Annotated in this window: 11 protein-coding genes; 4 read left to right on the top strand and 7 right to left on the bottom strand. The window is 70.8% G+C overall.

What is annotated here, in order from left to right; genetic code table 11:
* Positions 1–27 precede the first annotated feature (27 nt).
* From OG875_RS01640 to OG875_RS01630, 3 genes are all read right to left on the bottom strand, one after another.
* Positions 28–276 carry an acyl carrier protein gene (locus tag OG875_RS01640; protein WP_330172403.1) on the bottom strand — a complete coding sequence of 83 codons (249 nt, stop codon included), beginning with the start codon at positions 274–276 and terminating at the stop codon, positions 28–30.
* Between the two features lie 95 nt (positions 277–371).
* A complete protein-coding gene (locus OG875_RS01635; protein WP_330172402.1) occupies positions 372–1,418 on the bottom strand; it encodes a beta-ketoacyl-ACP synthase III in 1,047 nt (348 codons plus the stop codon).
* 164 nt (positions 1,419–1,582) lie between these two features.
* Positions 1,583–3,061, bottom strand: a complete 1,479-nt coding sequence (locus OG875_RS01630) for a helix-turn-helix domain-containing protein (protein ID WP_330172401.1) — start codon at positions 3,059–3,061, stop codon at positions 1,583–1,585.
* A 290-nt stretch (positions 3,062–3,351) separates the two neighbouring features.
* Between OG875_RS01630 and OG875_RS01625 the strand changes: the two genes are divergently transcribed.
* Entirely contained in the window at positions 3,352–3,636 is a 285-nt protein-coding gene (locus OG875_RS01625) for a hypothetical protein (protein WP_330172400.1), read from the top strand.
* A 190-nt stretch (positions 3,637–3,826) separates the two neighbouring features.
* Here the strand turns inward: OG875_RS01625 and OG875_RS01620 are convergent, their stop codons facing one another.
* Positions 3,827–6,757: an AfsR/SARP family transcriptional regulator gene (locus tag OG875_RS01620; RefSeq protein ID WP_330172399.1), complete on the bottom strand. Its 2,931-nt coding sequence runs from the start codon at positions 6,755–6,757 to the stop codon at positions 3,827–3,829.
* A gap of 471 nt (positions 6,758–7,228) precedes the next feature.
* Here OG875_RS01620 and OG875_RS01615 point away from each other — a divergent pair, with 471 nt between their 5' ends.
* Entirely contained in the window at positions 7,229–7,654 is a 426-nt protein-coding gene (locus tag OG875_RS01615; RefSeq protein WP_330172398.1) for a nuclear transport factor 2 family protein, read from the top strand.
* Positions 7,655–7,678: 24 nt separating this feature from the next.
* Here the strand turns inward: OG875_RS01615 and OG875_RS01610 are convergent, their stop codons facing one another.
* Both OG875_RS01610 and OG875_RS01605 read right to left on the bottom strand, forming a co-directional pair.
* Complete coding sequence (locus OG875_RS01610; protein ID WP_330172397.1) at positions 7,679–8,212, bottom strand: hypothetical protein; 534 nt, start codon at positions 8,210–8,212, stop codon at positions 7,679–7,681.
* 23 nt (positions 8,213–8,235) lie between these two features.
* On the bottom strand, positions 8,236–8,481 hold the full coding sequence (locus OG875_RS01605; protein ID WP_330172396.1) for a hypothetical protein: 246 nt from the start codon (positions 8,479–8,481) through the stop codon (positions 8,236–8,238).
* A gap of 640 nt (positions 8,482–9,121) precedes the next feature.
* Here OG875_RS01605 and OG875_RS01600 point away from each other — a divergent pair.
* Together OG875_RS01600 and OG875_RS01595 are read left to right on the top strand one after the other, a co-directional pair.
* Entirely contained in the window at positions 9,122–9,985 is an 864-nt protein-coding gene (locus OG875_RS01600; RefSeq protein ID WP_330172395.1) for a hypothetical protein, read from the top strand.
* 10 nt (positions 9,986–9,995) lie between these two features.
* Complete coding sequence (locus OG875_RS01595; RefSeq protein WP_330172394.1) at positions 9,996–10,583, top strand: hypothetical protein; 588 nt, start codon at positions 9,996–9,998, stop codon at positions 10,581–10,583.
* Between the two features lie 129 nt (positions 10,584–10,712).
* Here OG875_RS01595 and OG875_RS01590 read toward each other — a convergent pair whose 3' ends face one another.
* Positions 10,713–11,804: a glutamate--cysteine ligase 2 gene (locus OG875_RS01590; RefSeq protein ID WP_330177559.1), complete on the bottom strand. Its 1,092-nt coding sequence runs from the start codon at positions 11,802–11,804 to the stop codon at positions 10,713–10,715.
* Positions 11,805–12,077 lie beyond the last annotated feature (273 nt).

Raw genomic sequence — 12,077 nt, 5'->3', positions numbered from 1 at the left:
CCGGCGGACAGCCCGTGGGGCCGGTTCTCAGACGACGGCCACAGCCTGCCGGCGCTCGATGATGTCCAGAATGTCCTGCACGCTCTCGACGTCGATCATCTCGCTGTCGTCGAGGGTGACGTCGAAGCGCTTCTCCACCTGGACGAGGATCTCGACCAGCGAGAGGGAGTCGACTCCCAGATCCTGTTCGAGCCGGTCCCCGGCGGCGATGGTCGCCTCGAACTCCGGCAGGACGTACACGACGATGTCCCGCACTCTTTCCAGCGTCGTTTCCATGTCTCTCCTTCGGTGGTGGCCGGCGGATGCCGAACCGGGTGGGTGGTGACGCGTTGACGAAGAGGAGCCCGGGGGGCCGGGATCCCGTGGAGGTCTCAGAGGGAGTCGGCGGGGGCGACCGGGGGCAGGTCGGGCCAGATCAGCGTGGCCGCGGCCCAGGTGACTCCGCCGCCGAACGCGGCCAGCAGGACCTTGTCGCCCGCCTTCAGCTCCCCGGAGCCCATCGCCTCCATGAGGGCGAGCGGGATCGAGGCGCCGGAGGTGTTGGCGACGCGGTCGACATTGATGACCGCCCGCTCCTCGGGAAGACCGATCTCCTTGGCGGTCGCCGCGAGAATCCGCCGGTTGGCCTGGTGCGCGACGAGCCGGTCGACGTCCTCGACCGCCCAGCCCGTCTTCGCGAGCACGTCCAGCGACGCCTCGGCCATCCGGGCGATCGCGTGCCGGTAGACGAGCCGTCCCTGCATACCCAGGTAGCTCTGTTCCGGGTCGGTCGCCGAGAGCGGTGAGCGCTGCCGCGAACCGCCGCCGGGTGTCAGCAGGATGTCCAGCAGATCGCCGTCGCTGCCCAGCGACTGCGCCAGCAGGCTGCCGGGCTCGTCCGCCGTACCGGCCCGTACCACCACGGCCCCCGCGCCGTCACCGAAGATCGGTGCGGTGATCCGGTCGTCGTGGTCCACGATGGTGGAGATGGTGTCCGCGCCGATGATCAGACCGGTGCCGTACGCGCCCGAGGCCAGCATGCCCGCCCCGGCGGAGAGCCCGTACACGAAGCCGGAACAGGCGGCGTTCAGGTCGAAGGCGGCGATGCCCGCGAGGCCCAGCCGGGAGGCGACGGCCGGCGCGGTGGAGGGGAACGTGTGGTCGGGCGTGCAGGTCGCCAGGATGAGGAAGTCGACCGGGGGGTTGCCGCACGCGTCCAGCGCGCGCCGCCCCGCCTCCACCGCCAGGTCCGACGTCGCGCCCTCGGGGTCGACGAGATAGCGCTGCTCGATTCCCGTCCGCTCCCGGATCCAGTCCTCGGTCACCCCGAGCCGCGCCGCCACTTCCTCGTTCTTGACGAGGCGGGCGGGCAGGGAGGCGCCGATGCCCGTGATGACGGCGGTCCTGGTGCCTGAGGCACTCTGCAATACCGGGGACATGGGTCCTCCTCCAGTGCGCGTGTGGTCGGCCCGGCGGGATTCCGTCGCTCTCCGAGGCCCGTTGCTGACCTCATCGAACACCTGGTACGAAACGGCCTGCGGCAGTTGTTCCGGCATTCGCGGAGCAGAAGGACCCGGTACGGCACCGGGCCCCGGGGCGCCGTTCACCGGTGGCCCGCGGCGGTCGTGACCCGGGCCGCGGCCGGCTGGAAGGCCCGTACCAGGTGGAAGACCTGGAAGCGGGAGCGGCCCAGCTCGTAGCTCGGGCGGGCGGTGCCGCTCAGCAGCAGATCGCGCACCATACGGCCGCAGTCCGGCAGGCTCCGCCCGGTCAGCGCGGCGACGTCGGCGAGCGCGAAGCCGCCGTCCCGGCCCGCCCCGTCGGCGTCCCCCGCACCGCCGTTCCCCTCGCCCGGTTCCCGCTCGCAGAGCCGGGCCAGCAGTGCCCGGCCGTCCTCGGGCAACCGGGCGACCCGGCGCCGCAACGCCTCCAGGAACCTGGCCCCTTCGTCGTCCCCCGCCAGATGGACCAGCAGACTCGCCAGGTCGTCCTCCAGGCACTGGCGCAGTGTCGCCAGGTCGTACACGACCAGCCAGGAGGCCGCCGCCCGCAGCGCGGAGGGCAGACCGTCCAGCCTGCGGCACACGTCCGCGACCATCGGCACGTCGTCGGCCGTCAGTACGTACTCCGGTCTGGTCCGCCGCAGCTGGTCCAGGAAGAGCCGTACGGCCGGGATCCGCCCCAGCGCGTCGGGGGTGTACTCCACGGTGCCCACCGGCGCCTCCAACGGGCCCAGCAGGAAGGCGCGTTCACCCGCGATGCCGTACGGGCCCTCCGACGTCACCAGGATCCGCAGCTCCGGGCAGTCGCGCAGCAGCCGGTCGATCCCGGCGGTGTCCGGGCGGTCGGTGAGCGCGCCGTCGACCACCAGGAGCGCGGGCCGGTCGGCGACGAGTTCCGCGAGCGCCGTGACATCCGCGTGCCGGGCGCCTGCTTCGGCGGGGGGCTCCGCCGAGGGGCCGGACGACGGCCGACCGGTCGCGGACGGCCCGAACAGCGCGTCCGCGCACCCCGCGACCAGCGTGGTCAGACCGTCCGGACCGCTCGGCGGCCGGTACGCGACGGTCGGGCCCCCGAAGGCCGCCCACAGCACGGGAAATCCGCTGCCACCGTGCAGCCGGGCCGCCACCTCCAGGGCGAGCCGGGTCTTGCCCACCCCGCTCAGACCCATCACATTGACCAGCCGCTCGGTCCCGGAGGCGAGTTCGGCGGTGAGGGCCGCCGCCTCGGACTCCCGGCCCGTCAGCGTGTCCAGCGCGGCGGGCGGGGCCACGGGGCCGGCGTCGTACCCCAGTTTCAGCGCCCACCCGTTCTGCCCCTGCCGGGCGGCGGCCTCCAGATCGGCGCGGGCCCGCGGGCCCAGCCGCAGGCCGTCGGCGATCAGCCGCACGGTGGCGTGCCGGGGCCGGGTGGCCCGGCCCTGCTCCAGATCGCGGATGGCCCGCACACTGATGGTCGAGAGGTCCGCCAGCTCCCGCTGGGTCAGGCCGACCCGGTCGCGGTGCCCGCGTACCAGCCTGCCGAACAGACCGATGTCCTCGGCTGTTTCCCCGGTTCTCTCCGCCTTGGTGCTCGTCGTCACCTTCAACACTCCTCGCGTCGGGACCTGGGTCCGGGAGAAGGCTGAGCCCGCGTCGGTCCGCCCCCGGACTGGAACTACGCACCCATCGTCCGAATCCGGCTATCGGCGCGGCATCGCCGGAACAACGGCGTACGGGGGCCGAGCCGGCGCCGGAGGAAGGCGGCGACCGGTGGTGAAAGGATCCCGTCATCGGTGATAGCGGCGGGATAAAGCCCGCGATAGTCCCGAGTTTCCAGCTCTCCCTAAGTTCGTGTCATCGAAGAGCGGAACCGAGGGAAGGAAACCCCGAGATGAGCGTCACCAGAGTCCTCGACAGAGTCCTCAAGAGCCTCGCCGTCACCGCCGTCATCGGCGGAACCATCCTGATCGGCGGCACCGCCGCCCACGCCGCCGAGGGCGACCCGACCCCCCGCACGACCGCCGCGCTGTCGGCGCCGGCCACCACGTCCGACGACGGACAGCAGGGGAACGACCCCTGGGACGTCCCGCCGCCGAAGAACGACCCGTGGGACGGCGAGCCGAAGGGCAACGACCCCTGGGACAGCTCCCCGCACGGCAACGACCCCTGGGACTGACACCGGGAAGCGGCTCGACCGCCTCGACCGGGTGCGGGAGCCGACCTCCCGAACGACATCCGGGACCGGCCTCGGGAACCGCCCGCAGGACCGGCCCCCCGATACGAACTCCGGGACCGGTGACAGAAACCGGCCCCCCCTCGAACGCCCCCGGGCCCGACCCCCCCGGAGAGGCCCGACACGACCCCCGCTACGGCAGGTTCTCGATGTCGCGCCGTACGACGTCCGCCCCACCGTGGTCCATGATCTGCTCCCGTACCGCCAGCGCGCGGACGAAGAAGCTCCGGGCCTCGTCGTAACACCCCCGGCCGGCCTTCACCTCGCCGAGGTTGCGCAGCAGATGCCCCTCGCCGATCAGGTCACCACTGGCCCGTACCATCGCCAGCACATCGGTCAACGTCCGTTCGGCCTCGGCATGTTCACCGCGCTGGAACAGCACCTGACCCACCCGCCGCAGCGCACGCGCCTCACCGCCGGTGAACCCCACCGACCGGTAGATGCCCAGCGCCTCCTCCAACTGGGCGTGCGCGGCTGCCGTATGACCACGTCTCATCCAGATGTGCGCGCTCTGTGTCAGTACCGTCGCCCGGCCGACGATGTCGCCGACCAGTCCGAAATCACGGATCGACCGGTCGTACAGCGCCAACGCCCGTTCGTCGTCGCCCGCCTGTCGTTCCAGAAGTGCCAGGTCCCTTCGGCAGAGGGCCAGTCCGCCCCGGTCACCGAGTTCGTCGAAGAGAGTGAGTGCCTGGTCCAGCGACGTCCTGGACTCCTCGGGCCGTCCCCTGCTGAGATACAGCGTGCCCAGCGAGCTGAGCAGTGCGGCGGTGCCACGTCTGTTGCCGGATCTTCGAACCGCCGCGAGCGCCACCTGATGCGTCGTCTCCCAGTGGTCCAGATAGCCACGGGCCTCGAAGAGCGTCACCAAGGTGGTCGCGAGATCCCAGCACAGTTCGTCCAGCCCTTCCTTCGCCGCCTGTTCCACCGCGTGACGGAGATTCTCCTGCTCCCTGTCCAGCCAGTCGAGCGGGTCGGCGAGCAACTCCTCGACATAGTCGGCGGGCGGCACCCACCGGGGGGCCGAGCCGTGCAGCACCGTGTAGTCGCCGCCGTAGATCTTGCGGTGGGCGCGCTCCGCCAGCGCGAGCCAGCCGCCCAGCATCCGCTCGGTCGCGCTCTGCCGAACGGACCTGCTGTCGGTGACGGACAGCTGCTCACGCGCGTAGACCTTGATGATTTCGTGGAACCGGTAACGGAACTCGCCGGTGTTCTCCACCGAGACGACATCGAGCATCTGTACGTCGACCAGCGACTCCATCAGGTCCGACGGCTGCGGGCGCTGGTCGTCCAGCAGGGCGCCCGCGAGCCAGCCCGGCAGTGTGGGCCCCTCCGCCAGACTGAGCCTGCGCAGCAGATGCCGGTCGGTGGCGTCGAGGCCGTCGAACGTGAGCGACAGGCTGGTACGGATGGTCATCTCGCCGTAGGCCAGTTCGTCCAGCCGATGACGTTCGTTCGCCAGCCGGTTGACCATCGAGGCGAGCGACCAGTGCGGACGGGCGGCCAGCCGGGCGGCGACGATCCGCAGCGCCAGGGGCAGCCCGCCGACCGTACGGATCAGCGCCTTCGCCGCCTCCCGCTCGTCGGACACCCGCTCGGGGCCGAGGATCAGGCTCATCAGCTCCAGGGCCCGCGTCTCGTCCAGGATCGTCAGCTCGATCCGGCGCGCGCCCGGCAGGGCCGTCATCCGGGACCGGCTCGTCACCAGGACCGCGCAGCAGTCACTGCCGGGCAGCAGCGGGCGGACCTGGCTCTCGTTGTACGCGTCGTCCAGGACGACCAGGACCCGGCGGGTCGCCATCAGCGTCCGGTACATCTCGGCGCGTTCGTCGAGGGAGGCGGGGATGACCGGGCCGGGAATGCCCAGCGCCCGCAGGAAACGGCCGAGCGCGTCGGCGGGGGCGACCGGGTCGGCGCCCGCGCCGCGCAGGTCGCAGTACAACTGGCCGTCGGGGAACACCTTTCCGCTCAGCCGGTGCGCGATGTGGGTGGCGGTGGTGCTCTTGCCGATGCCGGGCTTGCCGACCATGACGGCCACCCCGACCGCGCCCTGGCCGGCGCCCCCGGTCAGCACCGCCTCGACCGTCCCGATCAGCACCTCGTCACCGACGAAGTCCGCCGTGTCGGTTGGGAGTTGATGGGGCAGCTCGTCACGGTGGCCGACGTCGGCGGGGTCCGCCGGAAGGAGTGCGGGCGGCTCGACGGAGGTCCGTACCGGAGCGGGAGCCGGAGCCGGGGCGAGAGCCGTGCCCGCGACCGGGGCGAGCGGCCCGGCGTGCAGGGCGCTGTCGCCCGCCAGGATGGCGGTCTCCAGCAGCCGCAGTTCCTCGCCGGGGAGCAGCCCCAGCTCCTCGATCAGCAGATCACGGCCCGCCCGGTAGATGTCCAGCGCCTCGGACTGCCGGCCGGAGCGGTGCAGAGCCAGCATCAGCTGGCCGCGCAGCCGTTCCCGCAACGGGTTTTCGTGCAGCAACCTGCCGATCTCGCCCACCAGTTGGTGATGGCGGCCGAGGTCGAGCTCCAACTGGATATAGGTCTCCACGGCGTTCAGCCGGTCCTCGTCGAGCTGGAGCGCCTTGGCCCGCAGCGCGTCACTGGTCACACCGCCCAGACACTGGCCGCGCCAGAGGGCCGCCGCCGCGCGCAGCAGCTCGGCGGCCTCCGCGCCGCGCCCTTCCTTGACCAGCACCCGGGCCTCGGCGGTACGTCGGTTGAACAGCCGCAGATCGAGCATCTCGTCGGCGGCGCGCAGCAGATAGCCCGGCGGGCGGGTGGTGATCGGGGCGTCGATGCCCGCTTCCGTGAGCCCCTTGCGCAGTCGTGACACGCAGATCTGGACCTGTGTCCGCGCGGTGCCGGGCGGCTCCTCGTCCCAGATCAGGTCGACGAGGTAGTCGGTGCTCACCACCCGGTTGGCGTCCAGCAGCAGGGCGGCCAGAATCGCCTCCTGGCGGCCGGGAGGTATCCGTACGTGCCCGGCGGGGCCCCGTACCTCCAGCGGCCCGAGGATCAGGAAGGCAAGCTGTGCCGAGCTGGTCCGTTCCACTGCCGACGACTCGATCATGCGTCTCCAAGCTGACACATCTGTGACGTTTGGGCACAGTGTCATCGACCGTAAATCCGGTTGTCCATGGGGTGTTGATGGCTATCTTGGGGATCGGTGTGTCTGGAACATAAATTCCACGGGTCTTCGGGCACGCACCGTCGTCCGGCCCCCGGCGCTGAGCTGTGACTTCGTCAACTGCCCACGCGGCGTCGTGTGTTGACGGAGTGTGAACCGCTGACTTCCGGTCAGACGAGGGATGCTACCGCCCGCTGAGGCCCCTGGGGCCGGTGGTGTCTGAGACTGTTTGACCGATCCTGCGAGTGGCCGATGTGCAACGCCCGCCGGAGGGGGTCCGAATCCCGCGGCGGCCCGTTCCGTTCACCGTAATAGCGCGGTGATAGCCCCCAGTTGTGACACTCGAAGAAGGTGTCCGAGCGAACCACGCATCGTGGCACGGACGCCCCGGTGCGAGTTGAGAGGAGTAGCCGTATGAGCGGCCTGTTTCCGAGACGGTCGCCGCGAAGTACCGCCGCCACGGCGGCCGGCATCGATCATGTGCGGCTGTCCTACCACTACCGCGACACCGGGGACATCGACGCGTTCGGCTCGCTGCTGCACGAGGACGTGCAGGTCAAGCGGCCGGACGCGCCCTTCGGGCACGGCCGCGACGAGGTCATCCGGCTGCACACGCGGATGGCCGGCGCCCGGGAGCACCATCACATCTACAAGATCGTGGCCGACGGTGACTGTGTCGTGGTGACGGGCAGCTACACGGGGGCCTGCGCGGGGGCGGGCGGCGACGGCGGACCGGACGGGGGGCCCGCCGGTCCGCTGGAGTTCGCCGACGTGTTCACGCTCACCGACGACGGCATGCTCCTCGGCTACCGGCGGTTCTACTTCGTCGCGCCGAACTGAGGGGCTCCGCCGCCCGCACGCGCCTCAGCCGGCGGCCCGCGCGGCCCGGGCGTCCGCCGCGGGCCCCTCGGGGCTGCCGTCGATCCACTCCTGGAGCTGGTCCGGCGTCACGGCCGGGTCGGCGATGAGGGCGTTCAGCGTGTCCGAGGCGTGGACGGACGTGCTCACGGCGGGGCAGCGCCCGCAGGCGGCCCGGCCGGTCTGCTGCCACCACTGGCAGCGGGCCCGCAAGTGGCAGCGGGGGAGCGGCTGTTCGTCGGCGGCGGGCAGCGTACGGATCTTGTCGACGAGCGTGCAGTCGTTGTTCCGGCGGTGGGCGCACTCGCTGACGCAGTGCGAGGCGAAGCGCAGGACCCGGCTCGGCTCGATGCCGTCGGGGATCATCGGGAGCAGCTCCCGGGCCGGGGCCGGGGTGGCGAGGTAGGCCAGGGTGCCGTCCGACCGGGAGCGGACGCCGAGAACCACGGCCTCGGGTGCGAGGGCCTGTCCGCTGGGGCACCACGTGGTGGGTGCGGGTTCGGCAGCAGTTGCGACGTCGGGCGCGTTCTCGGTGTCCATGACTCCTCCTCGGGACGACGGTGTCAGCAGGCGGCGGTCGCGGCCGTGCCGGGCTTCGACTGGAGGGCGGGGCGGCCCACCGGGTCGGTGTTGAGGGCGACGGAACCCTGAGCGGCCTCCAGGGCGACGGCCTGGGCCAGGTGCTCGTGGAGCTGGGCGGTGCCGGTGATCCGCTCGGCGGCGACCGCACCGCCGGTACCGGCGGCCAGCAGACCGGCGGCGAGAACCGCCGCGGCGGCCACGCGGGATGCCTGGGGCAGAGGAGACATGAAGTGATCCCTTCCGGATGGACTGTGGGGCTGACGGACTGACGCAGCGCGTACGTCGGGTACTGCGCTCCCGAAGGGACGCTAGGGGGACGGACGCGCCGCGACCGGCAGTCCCGGTGCCGGGTACGGCGGCGGTTTCCGGTCAATGTCGGTGAGGGCCAAGGCAGTTGGCAGCGTGACCTCGGACGCCCGGCCGGCTGCCGGCCCTCGGGGAGCGCCCGGGGGGCGGGAGACACGCTCGGGTGGGTGGTCGCCCCGCCCGCGCCGTGATACCTGTTCCATTCTCCGTCCCCAGACTTTGTCGTCCATTCGGAAAACGTCCGGACAAATCGATGCATGGGGCGCCCGTGGAGTTTCCCGACGGATTATTTGTCGCCACCACTGGCTTGAAGTGAGCGACGGTGCGGGGGGAACTTGGTCATGCCATGTTGTCGAACCCGAATAAACGGGAAGACGCACCCCGTCAGCCGGTGCACCACGAAATCGACACCTGTATCCGCCGCCCTGCGGCCCCATTCGCATGCCCCCATGTCCCCACGCCCCCGTCCCGCGTGCCCGCATGTCTGTTTATCCGCATGTCCGTGCATAAATCGTCTCGGTATTGAGATTCGGTTCATCACCCTCAGAAGAAAGGTTTTCGATGAAACTGGCGCTGATATCAGGAGATGGCCTGCCGGTGAGCGGCCTGCTCACCATCTTCCGAAATGTGATCGAGTCCGAACTCGGGAACGGAAGTCTTGAGCTGCCGGTGGTGGCCGATCTCGGTTTCTCCTGGCGCCCCGACAAACAGCACTTCTTCCCGCGAGGCTCCGAGCAGTGCGTGTATCCCGACTGGATGTCCACGAGCGACGCCGTGCCGGTCGGTACCGGCCGTGCGGAGCTGATGCGTGAACTGACCGAGATCCGTGGCGCGGTGGCACGTGCCGACACGCTGGACGACGAGGCGCGCGCGGAGCTGCGCAGTGCCGTGGAGTCGCTCGCCGGGCCGTACGAGGAGTACTTCACGCGCTGGTTCGAGGAACACGACGTCGACTGGGTCTGCGCGGTCAACATGACCCTCTCCGACGCCGTGCCGGTGACCCTCGGTCTGCACCGGGCGGCTGCCCGGCGCTGGCCCCCCGGAGTGCCGGGCGGGGTGCTGTTCTGGGATCACGACCTCTTCGGTACCTGCGCGATCTTCGAGGACGGCGCCCGGCTGTACCCCCCCGTCGCCCAACGAATTCACGCCCGTTCCCGGCACACACCCGTGTCACCGCTGGGCTGTCATCTCTCCCGCGCTGGCGGAGGAGGTGAAGGGATATCCCACGGAGCTCGAAGCGACGACGCTGCCGAACGTGCTCCCGTCGCTGGAACCGGCGGAGCCGGGGGAGCGGCACGCGTCCTTCCTGGCACAGCACGGACTGGCCCCCGACCGGCCGCTGTTGCTGGTGCCCGTGCGGGTGTTCCAGGTGAAGGGGGTGGAGATAGCGGTCTCGATGTTCGCGGAGATGAAGCGGACATGTGAGGAGCGGGGAATGCCGGAGCCCAGTCTGCTGGTGTTCGGCAGTCTCGACGAGGATCCGCCGTACGCCCGGAAAGTGCTCTCCGTCGTCCAGGAGCTGAACGTCCAGGACGACGTGATCTTTCTGGACGGGGTGCCGCTGTCGAGCCATCAGGACGCCGGGGGCCGCCGGCGGCTCGACGAGGTCGACCTGCTCCGACTCTGCCGGGCCAGTGGGGGCGCGGTGCTTTTCACCCCCAACACCTCGGACGTGGAGAGCGTCGGGCTCGGACCGGCGTTGGCGGCCATCGCCGAAGTGCCGTGCGCCGTCACCGAATACGCGTGCTTCGAGGACATCTACGGGACACGGAGCAGTTGCGTCAGGGTGTCGGACGCGGCCGACATTCCGGCGGCGGCCGGGCGGCTCCTCGAACTGATGGCGAAGAACCGGCACGGCGATCCGACGGTCCGGGAAGCGCTGAAGCGCGACAAGGAACAGGTTCTGGCGTCGTTCGACCCGAATCCGTGGCGGAAGCTTCTTCAGGAGATGGCGAACGAGGTGAGCGGGTCCGGGAGTTACGGGGAGATCGACGGAGCGGGTGACAGAGGACCGCGCTCCTGAGCGGGCGCTCCACACCGGTCGCACACCACGGGGTGAACTCGTCGGGGTGAACGCGTCGGCTCGCGCAAGCCACGGACCCCGAACCGCGGTCCGTGGCTTGCCCGGCCTGATCCGGACGAGGAGCGAGCCCTATCCGTGGGTCCGGCGGGCGCTCGCCGTGACCATGGCGCTCAAGTCACCGGTGCGGGCGAGCAGTTCGCGCTGAACCCGGGCGCCGCTGCCGGTCTTGAGGAGCGTGGCCAGCAACTCCCGCGCGGAGTCGGTGTCGCCGCTGTCCTCCAGGGCGTCCCGTACGTGGTCGAACAGCGCGTGCAGCACCGCCTCGGCAGGGGCGGGGCGCATGGTGAGGGGGTGGACCAGTTGGTCCTCCAGCCCGGATCGCGCGGCGCGCCAGGACGCGAGACGCAGCAGTTCCACCCCGTGCCGCGCCGGTGGCTGCCCGGCCTGCCACTGCCGCGCGGCCGTCTCCACCAGCGCGCGGACCAGGGTCGCCAGCAGCACCGTGGTGGAGGAGTCCAGACAGACGTCGGCGACCCTGATCTCCACCGTGGGATAGGAGTGCGAGAGCCGGGCGTCGAAGTAGATCATGCCCTCGTCGAGCAGCGCCCCGGTGTCGATCATCGCCCGTATCCGCTCGTGGTACCGGTCCGCCGAACCGAAGACCTCCACCGGCCCGGCCGACGGCCACCGTCCCCACACCCGGCTGCGGTAGCTGCTGTACTTGCTGTCCTGGCCCTGCCAGAAAGGGGAGTTCGAGCTCATGGCGAGCAGAACGGCCAGCCAGGGCCGGATACGGTCGAGGACCGCGACCCCCTCCTCGTCGGACGCGACCGACACGTGCACATGGCATCCGCACGTGAGCTGCTCGTGGGTGGTCAGCCCGAAGTTGTCCGCCAGCCAGCGGTACCGCTCCCCGAAGCCGATCGTGGGGCTGACAGGAAGGGGCGAGGTCCCGAGCGCGGCGACCGTCGCCCCCAGCCCGTCCGCGTGCCGGGCGGCCTCGGCCCGGCAGCGGTCGATCTCCGCCGCCAGCTCGCCCATGTCGGTCCGGGGCGACGTCGCGAACTCCAGCTGCTGCCGGTGCAGTTCCGCCTCGAACACCTCGTCCTGCCCGTCGGCCTCCCGGGAGGCCGATGCCAGCACCGCGGTCGCCAGGGCCCGCGGCTCGCCGTTGTCCGCGTCCACCAGGAGCAGTTCCTCCTCGACACCCACGCTCCGCACCATCACTGCCTTTCAGCTGTTGATCAACGAACAACGAACACGAACAACGAACACGAACAACGAGCACCCCGAGCACCGAGCACCGAACGCCGGAGAGATCGAGAGCCGGGACCTCGGGGGCCACGCTGACCCTGCTGGTGCCCAGCTCCGGAACTCTGACGCGCCGCCCGCCCGGTCTTGTTCGGAAGAGACCGGATCTGCCCGGATCGGGCCGTCCGAGGCCGGATGAGCTCGGACGGATGAGAAGGGATGAGCGCGGAGGGAGCGGGTGGG

Source organism: Streptomyces sp. NBC_01498 (assembly GCF_036327775.1).
Lineage (GTDB): Bacteria > Actinomycetota > Actinomycetes > Streptomycetales > Streptomycetaceae > Streptomyces.
This window is presented reverse-complemented; position numbering and strand designations above follow the sequence as displayed.